At 50.6% G+C, this 16,725-nt stretch carries 16 protein-coding genes and 1 pseudogene; 16 read left to right on the top strand and 1 reads right to left on the bottom strand.

Annotated elements, in window-relative coordinates:
* The first annotated feature begins 72 nt into the window (after positions 1-72).
* From fliD to AZF00_RS11550, 14 genes and pseudogenes are all read left to right on the top strand, one after another.
* Entirely contained in the window at positions 73-1,461 is a 1,389-nt protein-coding gene (gene fliD, locus AZF00_RS11615; RefSeq protein ID WP_008249193.1) for a flagellar filament capping protein FliD, read from the top strand.
* 124 nt (positions 1,462-1,585) lie between these two features.
* A complete protein-coding gene (gene fliS / locus AZF00_RS11610; RefSeq protein ID WP_008249194.1) occupies positions 1,586-2,020 on the top strand; it encodes a flagellar export chaperone FliS in 435 nt (144 codons plus the stop codon).
* Between the two features lie 113 nt (positions 2,021-2,133).
* Positions 2,134-2,484 (top strand): flagellar protein FliT, encoded by a 351-nt coding sequence (locus AZF00_RS11605; protein ID WP_008249197.1) that lies wholly within the window; start codon positions 2,134-2,136, stop codon positions 2,482-2,484.
* A gap of 397 nt (positions 2,485-2,881) precedes the next feature.
* Positions 2,882-3,901, top strand: a complete 1,020-nt coding sequence (locus tag AZF00_RS11600) for a sigma-54 interaction domain-containing protein (RefSeq protein ID WP_008249198.1) — start codon at positions 2,882-2,884, stop codon at positions 3,899-3,901.
* Between the two features lie 688 nt (positions 3,902-4,589).
* Positions 4,590-4,772 (top strand): hypothetical protein, encoded by a 183-nt coding sequence (locus tag AZF00_RS11595; protein WP_008249199.1) that lies wholly within the window; start codon positions 4,590-4,592, stop codon positions 4,770-4,772.
* Positions 4,773-4,791: 19 nt separating this feature from the next.
* Positions 4,792-5,754: pseudogene (locus AZF00_RS11590) on the top strand (sigma-54 interaction domain-containing protein); the annotation flags it as partial.
* Between the two features lie 11 nt (positions 5,755-5,765).
* Entirely contained in the window at positions 5,766-6,107 is a 342-nt protein-coding gene (fliE, locus tag AZF00_RS11585; RefSeq protein WP_008249201.1) for a flagellar hook-basal body complex protein FliE, read from the top strand.
* A 54-nt stretch (positions 6,108-6,161) separates the two neighbouring features.
* Positions 6,162-7,808: a flagellar basal-body MS-ring/collar protein FliF gene (gene fliF / locus AZF00_RS11580; protein ID WP_008249202.1), complete on the top strand. Its 1,647-nt coding sequence runs from the start codon at positions 6,162-6,164 to the stop codon at positions 7,806-7,808.
* A gap of 1 nt (position 7,809) precedes the next feature.
* Entirely contained in the window at positions 7,810-8,817 is a 1,008-nt protein-coding gene (gene fliG / locus AZF00_RS11575) for a flagellar motor switch protein FliG (RefSeq protein ID WP_040803428.1), read from the top strand.
* Positions 8,818-8,863: 46 nt separating this feature from the next.
* Positions 8,864-9,628 carry a FliH/SctL family protein gene (locus tag AZF00_RS11570; RefSeq protein WP_008249207.1) on the top strand — a complete coding sequence of 255 codons (765 nt, stop codon included), beginning with the start codon at positions 8,864-8,866 and terminating at the stop codon, positions 9,626-9,628.
* 27 nt (positions 9,629-9,655) lie between these two features.
* On the top strand, positions 9,656-10,975 hold the full coding sequence (gene fliI, locus AZF00_RS11565; RefSeq protein ID WP_197465762.1) for a flagellar protein export ATPase FliI: 1,320 nt from the start codon (positions 9,656-9,658) through the stop codon (positions 10,973-10,975).
* Between the two features lie 17 nt (positions 10,976-10,992).
* Positions 10,993-11,454: a flagellar export protein FliJ gene (gene fliJ, locus AZF00_RS11560; protein ID WP_008249214.1), complete on the top strand. Its 462-nt coding sequence runs from the start codon at positions 10,993-10,995 to the stop codon at positions 11,452-11,454.
* 78 nt (positions 11,455-11,532) lie between these two features.
* On the top strand, positions 11,533-12,768 hold the full coding sequence (locus tag AZF00_RS11555; protein WP_008249216.1) for a flagellar hook-length control protein FliK: 1,236 nt from the start codon (positions 11,533-11,535) through the stop codon (positions 12,766-12,768).
* Between the two features lie 216 nt (positions 12,769-12,984).
* Entirely contained in the window at positions 12,985-13,791 is an 807-nt protein-coding gene (locus AZF00_RS11550; RefSeq protein ID WP_008249218.1) for a bestrophin-like domain, read from the top strand.
* Positions 13,792-13,861: 70 nt separating this feature from the next.
* On the opposite strand, the gene AZF00_RS11545 is transcribed toward AZF00_RS11550, so the two are convergent.
* On the bottom strand, positions 13,862-15,004 hold the full coding sequence (locus tag AZF00_RS11545; RefSeq protein ID WP_008249220.1) for an acyl-CoA dehydrogenase family protein: 1,143 nt from the start codon (positions 15,002-15,004) through the stop codon (positions 13,862-13,864).
* Positions 15,005-15,150: 146 nt separating this feature from the next.
* Between AZF00_RS11545 and AZF00_RS11540 the strand changes: the two genes are divergently transcribed.
* Together AZF00_RS11540 and trmH are read left to right on the top strand one after the other, a co-directional pair.
* Positions 15,151-15,570 (top strand): hotdog fold thioesterase, encoded by a 420-nt coding sequence (locus AZF00_RS11540; RefSeq protein WP_008249222.1) that lies wholly within the window; start codon positions 15,151-15,153, stop codon positions 15,568-15,570.
* Positions 15,571-15,793: 223 nt separating this feature from the next.
* Positions 15,794-16,489, top strand: coding sequence for a tRNA (guanosine(18)-2'-O)-methyltransferase TrmH (gene trmH, locus AZF00_RS11535; RefSeq protein WP_008249224.1), 696 nt, complete (start codon positions 15,794-15,796; stop codon positions 16,487-16,489).
* Positions 16,490-16,725 lie beyond the last annotated feature (236 nt).

The raw sequence follows: 16,725 nt of genomic DNA, 5'->3' as shown, positions 1-16,725 counted from the left end.
GGGTTTTGTAGGAGGTTAATGGCAGCCTTCGCAAATAATTCAGGCTAAGGCACCTCAGGTGCAGGAGACATTATGGCGTCGGTAACAGCATCGGGTGTTGGATCAGGGCTGGATATCAATAGTATTGTCTCGCAATTGGTTCAGGCAGAACGCGCCCCTCAAGAAACCCGTCTCGCCTCCAAAGAAGCGCTTATTCAGGCGCGCTTATCTGCGTTCGGCTCGCTCAAATCATCATTGGCGACCTTTCAAAACAGCCTCAGCGCCTTAAAAAATGTCGACACCTTTACCAAGCGTTCGGCCTCCTCCTCAGATAATGCTGTTTTTACGGCAACCACAACAGCAGCGGCTGCCGCGGGTACGTATTCGGTAAAAGTAGAGCAATTGGCGGCTAAACACACCATTGCGTCTAAGGCCTATACCGACAGCGCTACGGTGGTCGGCAGTGGGGTGCTGAGCTTTAGCCAGAACGGCGAAACGTTTTCGGTGACGATTGCCGACGGTGTAGACTCTCTAGCGGCAATCCGCGACGCGGTGAATGGCGCTAGCGACAATACCGGCGTCGCGGCGAGTATTGTCACCGATCAAGACGGCGCGCACTTGGTGTTTTCGTCCAGCAAGACAGGGCTGGCCAATGCGATAACAGTAGATGTTAGTCCTAGTGATACAGATACCGGTAATTTGAACGATTTGGCCTATATTTCGGGCAACTTCGCCCTGACCGAGAAGGCCGAGGCCAAAGACTCTATTGTGGTGGTAGATGGTTTTACCCTGAGCAGTGCCAGCCTTAAATTTGAGGGCATGATTGAAGGGATCACGATTGACATTAAAGCCGCCAAACCCGGAGAAAACCTCAGTTTAACGGTGAAGCACGATACCGCCGCCGTAAAGAAAAGCATTGAAGGTTTTGTCACTGGCTACAATACCTTAATGACCACACTGAATGATTTAACCGCCTATAATCCCGACGCGAATACCGCTGGCTTATTACAGGGGGATTCCGCAACCCGCAGCGTGGCGAATAGAATACGTCAGGAAATGGGCACCCTTGTTAGCGGTTTAGACGTGGACTTAGATTCCCTGGCAGAACTAGGGATAACCACGATAGAAAAGGGCAAGCTAAAGCTGGATGCTACTAAGCTGACGTCGGTGCTTGACACTGATTTTGCCAATGTGGCGGGCGTTTTTGCGGGTGAAAATGGCTACGCCACCCGTTTAGATACATTGATAGGCAATATTACTGCTGGCGGCGGAATTTTAGACAACCGCACCGCAGGTTTAAAACAGCAGGTGGAACGCATTGCCGATCAGCGTGAAATCTTAACTCGGCGGGTGGCATCAATTGAGGCGCGTTATTTGGCGCAGTTTTCAGCCTTAGATACCTTGCTGGGCCAATTGAACGCAACGGGGACCTTTTTAACTCAGCAGTTAGATAATTTACCGGGCTCAGTGTTTAAGAAGTAAACGCATTTTTATTGCGTCGCAAGTAAGTATTTTCCACCGTAAATGACTGTAAATAATACTAAAGAAAACCAGTGAAGAGCCGTCAATTAAGGTAGGCATACAGAGCTTACCAAGAGGAAGAAAAATGAGCTATTCAGCAGGTAGAGCGACCCAGGCATACGCATCCGTTGGCGCCCAATCTTCAGTGGCGGCGGCCAGCCCGCACCGCTTAATACAATTGTTAATGGACGGTGCCTTAGATCGTTTGGCCGTGGCTAAGGGGCATATGCAGCGCAAAGATGTACAACGTAAAATTGTTACCATAGACCGTATTATGTCAATTGTTGATGGCTTGCGGATGAGTCTCGATCACAGCGTAAACACCGAGATGAGCGAGAATTTAGAAAATCTTTATGATTATATGAATCGTCGCTTACTGCTTGCCAATATCAACAATGATGAAGGGGCTCTCGACGAAGTTGCGTCGCTGTTGAAAGAGTTGAAAGAAGCTTGGGATGCTATTCCGAGTGAGGTGAGTGGTACGGAGTCGAATGCAAGTTACCAGGCTGAGCTGGTATAGCATTTACGTTACATAATTTATGTTCCGTGCTGTAGCGGTTGGCCGAATAGCTTTCTTTGCTTTTGATCAATGTTGCTCGGATTGTGTTAGCCGAGCTATTTAACAGGTGATAAATGAGTATTGAAATACTGCGAAATGCCGAGGTGCTAGGTGCGCGTGAGCGTGAACTTCGCGACATTTTGCTGATGAGTGAAAATATTCAGCATCTCGCCGAGAATAACGACTGGGCCGAAGCGGTTGCTGAGCAGTATCGCCGCCGCGCCCTAATGGATACGTTTTTTGCTAAGGACTGCGCCCCTTCAGAAAGCCAGCAAGTGGCTGAGGTCATCGAAGCAGTTCTAAACATTGATCAACAGGTGACGAATGTTCTGTATCAGCAGCGCAGCAGCATGTTGACTGATGCCAATCAGTCTCGGCAAAATGTACGTAACGTTGATGCTTATTTGAGTCATAGTGTTTCGTAAGTAGCGCGTATGGTCATCGTGTTGTCTTAGACTTGCTTTCGCAAATTTCGCGTTTTTTCCCCAATGCCATAATAAAATTCTTGCACTATCAATATCTTGGAAATAGTATTCTGACTATATAGGTTAGTTGTGTGGACGTGCTCTGATATAGCTAAGTTAGTTTTTAGCACCTAGGGCTTTCCCCTATACCCAAGCGTGAGCTGAATTCGGCATCATAGCGACTAATTAATTTGATGATTTTGGTCGCCGGCTTTGTGTTTGCAATCTTGTACTGCTATATACAATCCGAGCTCGTGAAAAGGTTCTCGACTTAATGACCGCTTCCGTTCAGATAAATAATAATGTGATTTCAAGTGGGTGTGATATCGCTGTTCCTCAATCCATGGAGTCGGATGCTATGCAAGCACTTAATGCGCTTATTAGTCAGGTGGCGGGCTTCGATACATTGGTGCTTATTCGCGGTGAGTCCGGTAGTGGCAAAGAAGTTGTGGCCCGTCGGATCCATACTGCGTCATCCCGTGAAGCCAAACCTTTTGTGCCGGTGAATTGCGGCGCGATACCCGCCGATTTATTAGAAAGTGAACTATTTGGTCATGAGAAGGGCGCCTTTACCGGTGCGGTAGCTACTCGCAAAGGCCGTTTTGAAATGGCCGAAGGCGGGACCTTATTCCTGGACGAGATCGGCGATATGAGTTTGCCGATGCAGGTCAAGTTATTAAGAGTTTTACAAGAGCGCAGTTTTGAGCGTGTGGGCAGTAATCAAACTCAGCATTGTAATGTACGAATTTTGGCCGCAACCCATCGCGATTTAGAGGCGATGGTTCGCGAGGGTAGTTTTCGCGAAGATCTATTTTATCGTTTAGATGTGTTCCCTATTGAAGTGCCAGCGCTCCGTGAACACGCCCAAGACGTCTCGGCCTTAATGGCCTTGTTCATGAAAAAGCTAGAAGCCAAAGGCATGAAACCGCCAAAGTTCGCCAGCAGTGCAATGCGGGCATTACAGCAGTACGCTTGGCCCGGCAACGTACGTGAGCTAGAGAATTTAATGGAGCGCTTGGCTATTACGCATGGGGCTAAGCTACTCCGGTCTCAGGATCTCCCTAAGAAATACCAGATGCTCGGTCTTGTCGATAATGACGATGATACGAGTCGCGATGATCAAGATGCCTTGCTGTCGTCACTGGTCGCTTATCACGCTGATGACGATGAAGTTGTTCTTGATGTTACATCGAATCCAGGTCGTCCGCCCTTGCCAGATGGTGGTATTGACTTGAAAGGCTATCTGCTTGAAATTGAACAGTGGTTTATCAGTGAAGCGCTGCGCAAGGAAGAAGGCGTCATTACTCGGGCTGCTCAATTGCTGGGCTTACAGCGCACGACGCTTGCCGAGAAGATGAAAAAACTTGGCGTGTCTTAGCTAAACTTTTTTGTTGGTTCAGCGCTATATCAACTGCATTCGCTATCGCTCACTTGGATCCCTGCCTGCGCAGGGATGACGCAGCCACGTAGTTTCCTTACGACTATTTCAAGGCTTTCGCCTGTGTGCAAACCTACCACGCAGCAATGACGCTGTAGCGGGCTAAATATCGCAAACTCAGCGACAGAATTCATACCAGTGAATGTATTGCGTATAGACTGCGCCGCCTCTGCGAAACACCCATACTATTGCATCTGAGTCCGGTGTCACCCCGACGAAATATCCTTACAACGTCATCCCTGTGAAGGCTGGGGGTATGCCCATCGCGAAGTGCAGCTTCGTTACGATGACTTCAGGGTATTTGTATTACAACGTCACCCCTGCGAAGGCAGGGGTCTATCCTCGCCACGAAGTGCAGCTTAAGCACCACTACTGAAGCACATTTCTTGCGTTAGAATACTTGTTTTCGTAGCGCTGAATTACAGAGACTGTCGTGATTGCGACGATTTGGCTTTGATTTAGCTTCGCTCCTTTACCGTCAAGCTTTCAGCAATGCAGTCGGATGGCGTCGCCAAAAAAATGGCGAATTTGCCTGGTTGCCATTTAACTTGTTGTATTTGTGGTATTTTTTGTGATGGCATATTGCTTGCTTTGTCTAGCCTAAAGCGATTAATAGAGAGTTCGGGGCATGATTAAAATTATCGATACCGGCCGCAATGGTGAAAGCAATAAATCTCTAACATCTGAATACTATCGCGAACTTTGCCATAGAGAATTGTTAAGTAGTGGGCAGCAGCTGCGTGCGGTGTTGGCCACGCTTCATAAGAATAAGCTTGCAGGTTTTGCCGAAGGAGGCGCGCGTCATGTCTGAGTTAATTGTTGCTGATATTGCCTCGCAATCCCTTAAAGCAATGGCGGCGAGAGTGGCGATGACTGATGCAACGGTGTTGATCAGCGGCCAGAGTGGCGCGGGCAAAGAGGTGTATGCCCGCTACATTCACAATAACTCACGTCGCAGCAGCGGCCCTTTTGTGGCGTTGAATTGCGCGGCGATTCCAGAAAATATGCTCGAAGCCATGCTGTTTGGTTATGAGAAGGGCGCGTTTACCGGGGCGATTAATAGTCATGCGGGTAAATTTGAGCAGGCTCAGGGCGGCACATTGCTGCTGGATGAGATTTCGGAGATGGAGCTTGGCCTACAGGCTAAGTTGCTACGTGTTCTGCAAGAGCGTGAACTGGAGCGTTTGGGCAGCCGCAAAACCCTTAATCTGGATGTACGGGTGATTGCCACCAGCAACCGAGATTTGCGGGAAGTCGTCAGAGCAGGGATGTTCCGGGAGGATTTGTTTTACCGGCTGAATGTATTTCCTTTGTATATTCCCGAGTTAGCCGCGCGACGCGGTGACATATTACCTTTGGCGCAGAGCTTTCTGGCGCGCGATTGCAGTATTCAAAGTGTTGACGGCGTATTAACGGAAGATGCCATTGAAAAGCTAATGCACTACCGCTGGCCGGGGAATGTTCGCGAGCTTGATAATGTTATTCAGCGGGCGTTGATTCTGCGGCAGGGCAATGAAATTACCGATCAAGATATTCAGTTTGAGTCTGGCATGAGCTTTATCAATGATCAAACCTACAGTGCCGACACGCCGATGCGTCGCGCAGATGACGGCGACGTGGGCAGTAATCGAGTTTTGGATGGGTTTATGCGCGACCAGGAGCGCCGGCTTATTAGTGACGCCTTGCGTTTGGGCCGATCTAAAAAGGAAGCTGCAGAAATACTGGGTATTAGCCCCCGCACATTGCGCTATAAATTGGCGCGTTTGCGTGAACAAAGTTACCTGATGGGTTAAGGAGATAGGCCATGTCAGATATGAAGGTTGATCAAATACTCACTCAGATTCGTGCCTTGCGTGAACAGACCGGCGTTGCGAAGTCGGGCATGGTGGAGGCAGACAGTTTCGCAGTTAATGCGCCGTCTAACGTCAATTTTGGGGCGATGCTTAAAGAGTCTATTAACGCGGTTAACAGTACTCAAAAAGCCTCTGGCGCGCTGGCTGCGGCGTTTGAGGCCGGTGCTAAGGATGTTAGCTTGACCGAAGTAATGGTAAATATGCAAAAGTCGGAAGTGGCTTTTAAGGCCGTCGTTGAAGTTCGTAATAAGTTTGTTGATGCTTACCAAGAAGTCATGCGGATGTCGATGTAATGCCTTTGCTGGTGGGAATGGTAATGAGAAATATACTGACGGTGGGCTACCAACATGGCTGAAGCTAAAAGCAATCCGCTGACGGGTTTACTCGCTGATTTGGCGAAAAATGATGTAATGCGTCAGCTGTTGATATTGGTGGGCATTGCCGCCAGCGTGGCTATTGGCGTGGCTGCCGTAATGTGGTCCCAAGGTACGGATTACCGAACTTTATATGCGAATGTTGCCCCGGAGCGGGCAGCGGGCGTAATTGATGCACTCAATGCTGCGGGTATTCCTTATAAAATTCAGGAGCCAACTGGCTCTATTATGGTTCCCTCTGAAAAAATTCATGACGCGCGAATTAAATTGGCAGGCCAAGGCGTTATGCGTGATGGCACCGGAATGGCAATTCTGGAGCAAGAGCAAGGTTTTGGTGTTAGTGAGTTTATGCAGTCTAAGAAGTATCACTACGCGCTAGAACAGGAATTGGCGAGCACAATTGAGAGTATGCATCAGGTGCGCAAGGCGCGGGTGCATTTGGCTATTCCGAAACAATCGGTGTTTGTGCGTGATCGCAAACCGGCCAGCGCCTCAATTATGTTGGATATTTATCCCGGTAGTAGTATTGATAAGCAGAACGTCAATGCCATCATGAGCTTGGTGGCTTCAAGTATTACCGGTTTGGCGCCCGAGCAGGTAACGGTGGTTGACCAGCAAGGCAATCAATTGTCTGAGCAGGGCGATAAAGATGATTTGGGTTTAAGTTCTCGTCAGTTTAGTTACCGCCAGCGTATTGAAAGCGCTTACGAAGACAGTATTGAAGACTTGCTCAGACCACTCGCCGACGCTGGCCAAGTAAGAGTGAAGGTGTCTGCCGATGTGGATTTTTCCACTGGCGAGGAAAGCCGCGAAAGCTGGAACCCTGATCGTCAAGTTGTGCGCAGTGAACAGATTAATGAGCAGGGACGCAGTGCTGCGGGTAACGCTGGCGCTACAGGTATTCCGGGGGCACTGACTAATGAGCCGCCAAGTATTGGTGGCCAGACGACAGGCGAGGGTGATGGCATTGGGGCTGGCAGTCGCTCAATAGTGCGCAATTACGAAATTGAGCGGGTACTAAACCATACAACCACGCCAACAGGTTTGATTAAAAAGCTCTCGGTAGCCGTTGTGGTAGCGAATCGCGCGGGCCCTAGCGAAGGCGGACAAGCGACCTCGGTTGAAATTAGTGCAGCTGAGCTAGAAAAGTTAAATCTGCTGGTGAGGGATGCGATTGGCTTTGACCTTGAACGGGGCGACCGGGTGACGGTGGTGTCGGCAGATTTTCAAACGCCGGTGGGCTTTGGTGACGAAATGAGTGCCCCCGGATTTTGGGAACAGCCCTGGTTTGCCAATTTAATTCGCCAAACCTTTGCAGGGCTGGCGGTATTGCTCATTGTATTTGCCGTGCTGCGGCCTGGCATGCGAACCCTGATGCAAGGGGGCGGTGCTGCACGGGGGACGCTGCCGCCTGGTAGCGCGGTCGACGGTGTTACCGGTGAAGTCTTGCACCCGGCCGTGGCGGCACTGGGTGGCCCGCAAATGACGCCTGCCCAGTTGGGTGGAAAAATGGGTTTTGAAGAAAAAATGACCGAAGTGCGCTCGGTGGTGAATGAAAGCCCGGAACGCGTGGCGCAAGTAATGAAAAAATGGGTGTCGGAAGAAAATGGTAAATCCTAATATGGCAGCAGGTGCGGGTGGTAAGGGCAGTGAAAAAGCGGCCTTGTTTCTATTGATGCTGGGTGAAGAACAGGCATCTAAGGTGCTGCAATTTGTTGACCCCCATGAAGTAGAGCTCATTGGCACCGCGATGGCTGCTATTCGCAGTGTGGACAATCAGCGCGCCGAGGCGGTGGTCGACGATTTTAGAATGTCGATGCAGTCGGAGACGTCGCTTGGGGTCGGTGTGCACGGCTATGTGCGCAAATTATTTACCTCGACGCTCGGTGAGCAAAAAGGCGCGACCTTGGCTGATCGGGTATTGGGTGACGAAGAATCACAGGAGATGAATTCCCTGCGCTGGTTGGAACCCGACGCCCTGCTACATATGTTGAAAGATGAACATCCACAGTTGATCGCCATTACCATGGCGCATATGGACCAAGAGCAGGCTGGCGCGTTGTTGAAGCAAATGGCGCCGGATTTGCAAGATGATATTGTGATGCGCATTGCCAATATGCAGACAATTCCGCAAGCGGCCATGCGTCAGTTACAAACGGTATTAAAGAAAAAGCTTTCGGTTACGGCAACCTTTAAAAACCGCAAAATTGATGGAGCGCTGACCGTAGCCGGGATTATGAATGGCTTAGATCAGGAAGCGGAAACACGGATTTTGGAGTCGGTTGCGAAAAAGAATGAGGCACTGTCTGAGAAAATTCAGGACCTGATGTTCTTGTTTAGCAACTTGATTAATATTCCTGACAAGGGCATTCAATTATTACTTCGAGAGGTCAGCTCCGATATTTTACCCATGGCCTTAAAAGGCGCCGACCAAAAAGTGCGCGATAAGATTATGGGCAATATGTCCAAACGCGCTAGAGAGATGTTAATTGAAGACATGGAAGCGCGTGGGCCAATGAAGTTGAGCGATGTTGAAGCTGCCCAGAAAGATATACTCGCCGTCGCCAGAAAATTGGCGGAAGCAGGGCAAATCGATTTAGGGCGCGGCGGTAATGATGATTATGTGTGAGACAGCTGTGCTATTTAACTGCAAATTACATCATTAAGAGGCTGCTATGGCGGATGTGTTCCAGGTGTTTGTGCCGCGGGTAATTGATGCCGAAGCACTTAATGATGCGCCGGAAGTGCTTGAGTCTGCGAAGGCTGCGGTCGAACACCGGACCTGGCAGTTACCTGAAATCTCGGTATTGGCGTCGCCGGTATCGAACGTGGCTGCTAGGCCTGATCGAGACGAAGCCGATGCTCCCGAACACACACGCCAGGCCGACACGTTTGAGGTGGAGCGGAAACTAGCTCATGATCAAGGTTTTCAGCAAGGGCTTAAAGACGGGCAGCAGGAATCTAAGCGTCTGTTGGCTGAACAAAGTCAGCAGTTACAACTGGCTTTGGCGGCGTTACGCGAGCCCTTGAAGTGGGTTGATAGTGAGCTAGAACGCGAGCTGTTTACAATGACCCTGGCCATATCAAAGCAATTATTACGTCACGAATTAAGTTTGCGACCTGAACTCATTGAAAATCTCATTCATAAAGCCGTGGCGGCATTACCCTTAAGTAACAGCGGCTTTGATATTGTCCTGAACCCTGACGACGCTGATGTGCTGCGAGGCTTGCACGCTGAGCGCAATGAAGTGTTGGATCCCGCTTGGCGTTTGATTGAGGATGCCACGGTAAGTCGCGGTGGCTGTCGTATTAACAGCGATCATTCAAGAATTGATGAAGAGCTGGAAACACGTATTCAGCACCTTGTTGCTGAAATGCTGGGTGAGACGATGGTGCCTCCGCAGGCAGATGAGAATGACATTGTTGAGCGCGGAGTTTAAACGGTGATAAAGGATCCCAGCGAACAAATACAGCAGCGCTTTGCCTTGTATAGACAGCGCCTAAGCGGTGTTGGAAAACCGATAGTCGAGGGCCAGCTCAAAAGGGTGGTAGGCACGATGCTGGAGGCCGTGGGCTGTAAAGCGCCGGTAGGTGGCTATTGCCTGGTTGAAGCCGCAGATGGTGATTGGTTAGAAACCGAAGTGGTCGGCTTTGCCGCCGATAAAATTTTACTTATGCCCACGGGTGAGCTGCGCGGCGTAATGCCCAATGCCAGAGTTATTCCCATTGCCAAGGGCTCAGACTTCCCCGTGGGTGATGAGTTATTAGGTCGGGTGCTGGATGGCGCGGCCAAACCGCTGGACGGCAAAGGACCTTTGCATTGCAAGCAAACTCGCTCGATCAATGGCACGCCGATTAACCCCCTGTTGCGCCAGCCTATTCGCGAGCCTTTGGATGTAGGGGTGCGCTCAATAAACTCACTGCTAACGGTGGGCCGCGGGCAGCGTTTAGGTTTATTTGCCGGTAGCGGCGTAGGTAAAAGCGTGTTGCTGGGCATGATGACCCGCTTTACCGAGGCCGATGTGGTGGTGGTGGCCTTAATTGGCGAACGTGGCCGCGAGGTAAAGGAGTTTATTGACAGCATTCTTGGCACTGAAGACATGAAGCGGGCGGTGGTCATCGCAACACCAGCAGATCATCCGCCACTGATGCGTATGCGGGGGGCATGGCTGGCAACATCGATTGCTGAGCATTTTCGTGATCAGGGTAAGCAAGTGTTATTACTTATGGATTCGTTAACCCGATTCGCCCAAGCTCAACGTGAGGTGGCCTTGGCCACGGGTGAGCCACCTGCGACGAAGGGTTATCCGCCGTCAGTTTTTGCTCGCCTACCGGCACTTGTCGAACGTGCGGGTAATGGCGCCGTTGGTGGCGGCTCAATAACGGCGTTTTATACTGTGCTTGCTGAGGGTGATGACCAAAATGACCCCATAGTGGATTCAGCGCGAGCGATTCTAGATGGTCATATTGTGCTGTCGCGGGCCTTGGCTGATGCCGGGCATTTCCCTGCCATTGACGTGGAGCGTTCAGTAAGTCGAGCCATGAATGATATTACCGATAAGAGCCATCAAGATCAGGTGCGCTATTTTCGGCAGATGTACTCGCTTTATCAGCAAAATCGCGACCTTATTACGATTGGCGCCTACCAGCGGGGCAGTGATGCCCGTTTGGATCACGCCGTTGGCTTGTGGCCGAATATGGTGAAATTCCTGCAGCAAGCCTATGATCAATCAGAGCCGTTCGACAGTTCGCTTGATCAGCTAAATTTATTACTGGATGACGCATAAGCTAAATAGGTGACTAAATGAAGAAATCTCAGCGTATGCAAACCGTGAATAGCTTGGCGGACCGCAAAGAACAGGAGCAGGCTAAGCGTTTTGCAAAAAGCCAAAAGCACTTTGATCACCAGCAAAAGAAATACGATGAGTTAAAACAGTATTATCGTGAATACGCTGATGCTAGCCAGAGTCACACCGCGCAAAAATTGGACGTACACCGTTTACAAGAAACCCGTCATTTTATGAGTAAGCTTGCCAAGGCGGTGACCCAGCAGGGCGAAGCCGTCGCGCGTGCTGAAGCCAATGTGGCGACCGAACGTCAGCATTGGTTAGACAGTCGCTGTCGCGCAATGAGTTTAGAGAAGCTCACTGATCGCTATCGCGAGCAGGAGCAGCAGCTGGTCAACACGGAAGAACAGCGGCAAGCAGACGACCTAACAAGTCAACGATTTGTTTGGTCGGCTCGACAAAATATGGATATGGCATAGGCCTTGCTCTAATTTTAGTATTGCCGGTTTTAGCCTCGGGGCTGCCGAATCAGATTAATCTGTAAAGGTTACTTTTTTATGCCGTCTAGCTCTCTTCCCGCGCTGAGTAGCAGCGAAGCAGTTCAGTCAGGGCGCGCCGCCGTGAAAGGGGCGAATGCCAGTGATTCGACCTCGCAATTGCCCTTTAATCAATTGCTTGCCGGAAATATGGGCAAGGCCAGTCATCTTCAGGCCGACACCGACACACCAAGCGATGCCGATGCTCCGGCTCTGTTAAATGAAGAAGCTGGTGATGGCTTAAACGTCTTAGCGCAGAATTTTGCGAGCGGCAAAGACTTGCCGCTAGTGGGCAAAGATTTGCCGCTCACCTTGCCTGTCAGTGCCGCTAACACCGCACTCGCGGGGGGAGCAGACAGTTTAGATGCTGAACACAGCGTAGTGGGCTGGCAGCAGGTGCAAATCGACTGGTCGCGAACTCAGCTGGGCGCAGCGATGAGCATTGACGACAACAAGGCACTGAGCGGCGGTAATCGCGGTCAACAGGCGGTAGACCAGCTTCTCTTACAGCAAGCAAAACTCCTGCAGAGCGAAAATCAGGGTAAAGCGCCAATGTTACTGGCCGCGACTCAGCCTGCGCTAACACCCCAAACAACTGGCTTTGCGGCGGCGCTGCAGGGTGCAGTTGCGGTAGGTGAGGGGCTAATGCAAAGCAAAGGCCAAAAGCTAGAAAGCCTTAACGTGGATGTTGAACTTGGTGATTTGGCGGCGATGTCGCAACTTAAAGACGGCTTAAATAGCGCGAGTAGCAGCGCATCGCGTGCGCCCGTGGCATTGACCATGAGTCAGAGCTTGGTCGACAACCCTGGTTGGGGGCAGGCTATGGCCGCACGGATTGGTATGATGATGAATAACGGTGTTCACACCGCAACTATGCAATTGAATCCAGCAGAGCTGGGTAGTATCCACATTCAGCTATCTATGCAGGGCGACAGTACCTCGGTGCAGTTTCAAACGCAGAATGGTGATACCAGTGATTTAATTGAAAAAATGCTGCCGCGCCTAAATAGCAGTCTTGAGCAGCAAGGCTTGCGCTTGGATGAGGTGAAAGTTAGTCACAACCCAAATCTTGGCAACGGCGCTGCAGCCAATGGCAACCAACAATTTGCCGGTGAGTCAGCTGGTCAGCGCGATTTAAACGGACGTGCGGCGAATGCCGACCTAGCGAGTAGTGATAAGCGCGATGATGAGTTAGGCAATCAAGCTGACGTCTTAGCTGCCAGTGACGGTAAGCTTGCGGTTGATTATTACGCCTAAGGAAAACGTGGTGTTTTCACGGTAAGGCGACGCCGTCGTCCGCTTCTCTCCTGCTAATTTGGGTGTTGGTAATTATCCTTGTTAGCACTGGAACTTTTTGATTCTTTTCTCCACCAATGGCCAGTGCTTCCCCGTGCGTTGTTTATACTAGGGTTGTCAGCATTTGTGGCGGTCTTTCTCTATTGACCGCGTGTGATTTCAAACCTAGGTAATACCATGGCCCAGCCCTTTCTTTATAATTACGACAGTCTGTTGATTATCGGTGTTTTGTTTCTTCTTATTGTCTTGTTGAATGAAGTCGGTTTTAGAATCGGTCGCTTTGTGCAACACAGTACGGATTCCGAGGTAAAGACGCTGACGGGATCGATCCAGGGTAGTATTCTCGGCTTGTTAGCGCTGTTATTAGGTTTTACCTTCAGCATGTCTATGCAGCGTTTTGACGGCCGTAGTGAGGCTTTAATTGCCGAAGCCAATGCTATTGGCACTGCGAGCTTACGGGTGCAACTATTGCCGGTGCAGTTTCAGGACGAGGCCAATGCCTTGCTGGCACGTTATGTTGATATGCGGATTGCGATTGGTAAGGTTGATTTAAGCCACGCCTTGGAGCGCAAAAAATACAATCAAACGATTGCCGCGCTGCAGAGTGAATTGTGGGCGCTGGCTGTGGCGGCAACCAATGCCGACCCGCGCCCGGTAACGTCTGGGGCCTTTGTTAACTCCTTGAATGAAATGATCGACAGCCAAGGCAAACGCAATGCCCTGCAGCAAATGCGGGTGCCGGAAGTTGTGCTCTTACTGTTGTTTACGGTGTTTATTGCCTCTGGCGGCATGCTGGGGTATTCAAGCGGTTTAAGTGGTAAACGAGTGGTGGCGCCGACCCTGATGGTGTCGTTTTTAATTGCCATGATTGTGTTTATTATTATTGATCTTGATCGCCCCAAGCGGGGCTTAATTATGGTTGATCAAAGTAGTTTACTGGCTTTGCAGAATGCGCCAGTAACGCAATTGGGCCATAGCAATTAATTTTGTATATTGAATTCAAGGCATAAAAAAGGGGCTGCAAGCAGCCCCGTTAGTTGACCCGTATGGAGGCTTACTTTAGTAAGTCGCGGCCAATGATTAGCTTCATTACTTCGTTAGTACCTGCGTAGATACGCTGAACGCGTGAGTCGGCAAAAGCGCGAGCCACTGGGTATTCCCACATAAAGCCATAGCCGCCGTGCAGCTGCAGACACTCATCGATTACTTTGCACTGGAGGTCAGTGGTAAGTAGCTTGGCTTTTGCAGCCATGACTGAGTCGAATTTGTGTTCAACGTGCAGCTCTAGGCAGCGATCCAAAAACACCCTCGCGGCGCAAACTTGGGTTTCTAGTTCAGCCAATTTGAACTGGGTGTTCTGGAATGTAGCAACTGTTTTGCCAAAAGCGTTGCGCTCTTTCACGTAAGCTATGGTCTGTTCCAGAATCGACTCGGCATTTGCGACAGCGATAATGGCCACGTTTAATCGCTCTTGCGGAAGGTCTTGCATCATATAGATGAAGCCTTTGCCTTCTTCGCCCAGCAACTGATCTTTTGATAGCCGCACGTCTTGGAAGAACAGCTCTGAGGTGTCTTGTGCTTTAAGGCCAATTTTCTCTAAATTTTGACCTTTGGTAAAACCGGGAGTGCCCGCTTCCATTAAGAACAGGCTGATGCCCTTGGCGCCAGCACTGGGGTCGGTTTTGGCGACGACAATAACGAGATCGGCAAGCTGACCATTGGTGATGAACGTTTTGGAGCCATTAATAATGTAATCGTCACCGTCTTTAATCGCGGTGGTCTTAATGCCCTGCAAGTCAGAGCCCGCAGCGGGTTCTGTCATGGCAATAGCCATGATGGTTTCGCCGGTAACGCACTTGGGCAGGTATTTTTGCTTTTGGGCTTCAGTGCCGTAGCGTTCGATGTAAGGTACCGCGATATCTGAGTGCAATCCCCAGCCAATACCGGTTAAGCCTGAGCGGCCGCATTCTTCGTCGACAATAGCGTTATAACGGAAATCAACACCGACACCGCCGTATTCTTCAGCGACGCTAGGGGAAAGGAAACCCTGTTCGCCAGCTTTGATCCACAGTTCGCGATCAACCTGGCCATCTTTCTCCCACTGTGCGTGGTATGGCGCTGCTTCGGTTTCTAAGAATTTGCGGACCGAGCCGCGAAACAATTCATGCTCTTCTTCGTAAACAGTTCTTGGGATCATCGACATAGGGTATCCTCCGGTGAATAAGCTAGCTATTATTATGCCTATGTTAGCAGAGTCAACTTGTAATGCCAGCGGAGATTTTTGGCCTTTTCATGACCGTCTGCAGTGCTGTAATTTTTCAAAAATGACCAAGAGAACATGACATGACGATTTGGACAAACACACCCAGTATAGATGAAGCTAACGCAATGTCGGCGAATACCATTGTTGAGGTGCTGGGAATCACAATTACCGATATTGGCTCGGACTCTATTACGGGCACTATGCCGGTCGATAAGCGTACTCATCAGCCCTTTGGTATTCTTCATGGCGGGGCCTCAGTAGTACTCGCCGAAACGCTGGGCAGTCTTGCGGCCAATTTAGCCTGTGAGAAAGGCTTTGTTTGCGTAGGGCTTGATATCAACGCCAACCATATTCGCTCAGTGCGCAGCGGCTTGGTCACCGGTGTGGCAAAAGCGGTACATATTGGTCGCAGCACGCAAGTGTGGGAAATTCGTATTGCTGATGAAACCGATAAAACGGTGTGTGTTTCGCGGCTGACAATGGCGGTGATTGAGGGGTGAACATTGAGTCTGAGGTCGGGTGTCGGACGGAAAAGCGGCGCACTGATGAAGCTTAGTTCATGCGTAGAAAGCTGAATGCTTGACGGGAGATGAGAGACGCTAAGGTAAAATCAGCGCGCTATTTGGTTTTGCGTCTTAGGTCTCCCGTCCAGCGTCTTCCTTTATTTAACCAAAGTGCACGCTACTGTAAACTTATGCCCCATTTATTCTTGAGGCCTCAACAATGACCGCAGCACGCTTCCAACGCCTGCGTCAGGTTCTAGCATTCCGCCAGCCCGATCTCACTATTGTTACCGACAATGTGCATAAAAGCCGCAATCTCTCCGCGATTGTGCGCACCGCAGATGCCGCTGGTATTGGCAGTATGCACTGTGTTATTCCCGACAAAGACTACAAGGCCTTCCGCGGCACGGCGATGGGCTCGCACAGCTGGGTGAATGTTGAGCGTAAACAGGATGTGACGACTGCCTTGGCGCCCTTAAAAGCGCAGGGCTATCAAGTGCTGGCAGCCCATCTTGGCGAAGGCGCGGTCGATTTTCGGGAACCGGACTACACCAAGCCCACCGTAATATTGATGGGAGCCGAGAAACTCGGCGTCAGCCCCGCCGGTTGTGCGCTTGCCGACGCATTTATCACCATACCGATGATGGGCATGGTGCAGTCTTTTAATGTCTCCGTCGCCGCAGGCATTATCTTGGCTGAGGTTCAGCGCCAACGGCAGCTTGCGGGTCTATATAGCAAACCTCGCCTCGACGATGAAAGCTATCAGCGCACCTTGTTTGAATGGGCGCAGTCGAAAATGGCCGATTACTGTCGCGCCAATGGCTTGGCTTATCCGCCCCTGGATGAGGACGGTGAGCTACTTGATGGCTTGGGCTGGCAGTTGGCGGTGCGGGAAGGGCGGGCGCCGAAGGCGTAGTCGGAGGTCGGGTGTCTGGCGTCAGACGCTGTAGGCTTACCCCTGGCTTCGCAGGGGTGACACGGAGACGGGAGACGCTAAGTCAAAATCAGGTCCCCGCGGTTGTGGTCGTTAATAAGCGCAGCGCATGCTTGTAAGCGTTTTCCGTCTCCCGTCCAGCATTTAGCTTTTCCAGTCAGCGATTAATTCTAACCGGGCGCTCTTTTCACGTCCGACCTCCGACTTCAGACTCGCCC

The organism is Zhongshania aliphaticivorans, assembly GCF_001586255.1.
Taxonomy (GTDB): Bacteria; Pseudomonadota; Gammaproteobacteria; order Pseudomonadales; family Spongiibacteraceae; genus Spongiibacter; species Spongiibacter aliphaticivorans.
Note: the sequence above shows the minus strand (reverse complement) of the source record. Positions and strands in the feature narration are given on the sequence as shown.

What these genes read in the sequence shown, in the direction of transcription:
- fliD (WP_008249193.1), top strand. Translation starts at nt 73, where the DNA reads ATGGCGTCGGTAACAGCATCGGGTGTTGGATCAGGGCTGGATATCAAT.
- AZF00_RS11600 (WP_008249198.1), top strand. Translation starts at nt 2,882, where the DNA reads ATGCAAGCACTTAATGCGCTTATTAGTCAGGTGGCGGGCTTCGATACA.
- AZF00_RS11605 (WP_008249197.1), top strand. Translation starts at nt 2,134, where the DNA reads ATGAGTATTGAAATACTGCGAAATGCCGAGGTGCTAGGTGCGCGTGAG.
- AZF00_RS11555 (WP_008249216.1), top strand. Translation starts at nt 11,533, where the DNA reads ATGCCGTCTAGCTCTCTTCCCGCGCTGAGTAGCAGCGAAGCAGTTCAG.
- AZF00_RS11540 (WP_008249222.1), top strand. Translation starts at nt 15,151, where the DNA reads ATGACGATTTGGACAAACACACCCAGTATAGATGAAGCTAACGCAATG.
- AZF00_RS11570 (WP_008249207.1), top strand. Translation starts at nt 8,864, where the DNA reads ATGGCGGATGTGTTCCAGGTGTTTGTGCCGCGGGTAATTGATGCCGAA.
- fliS (WP_008249194.1), top strand. Translation starts at nt 1,586, where the DNA reads ATGAGCTATTCAGCAGGTAGAGCGACCCAGGCATACGCATCCGTTGGC.
- AZF00_RS11550 (WP_008249218.1), top strand. Translation starts at nt 12,985, where the DNA reads ATGGCCCAGCCCTTTCTTTATAATTACGACAGTCTGTTGATTATCGGT.
- trmH (WP_008249224.1), top strand. Translation starts at nt 15,794, where the DNA reads ATGACCGCAGCACGCTTCCAACGCCTGCGTCAGGTTCTAGCATTCCGC.
- fliJ (WP_008249214.1), top strand. Translation starts at nt 10,993, where the DNA reads ATGAAGAAATCTCAGCGTATGCAAACCGTGAATAGCTTGGCGGACCGC.
- fliG (WP_040803428.1), top strand. Translation starts at nt 7,810, where the DNA reads ATGGCAGCAGGTGCGGGTGGTAAGGGCAGTGAAAAAGCGGCCTTGTTT.
- AZF00_RS11595 (WP_008249199.1), top strand. Translation starts at nt 4,590, where the DNA reads ATGATTAAAATTATCGATACCGGCCGCAATGGTGAAAGCAATAAATCT.
- fliE (WP_008249201.1), top strand. Translation starts at nt 5,766, where the DNA reads ATGTCAGATATGAAGGTTGATCAAATACTCACTCAGATTCGTGCCTTG.
- fliF (WP_008249202.1), top strand. Translation starts at nt 6,162, where the DNA reads ATGGCTGAAGCTAAAAGCAATCCGCTGACGGGTTTACTCGCTGATTTG.
- AZF00_RS11545 (WP_008249220.1), bottom strand. Translation starts at nt 15,004, where the DNA reads ATGATCCCAAGAACTGTTTACGAAGAAGAGCATGAATTGTTTCGCGGC.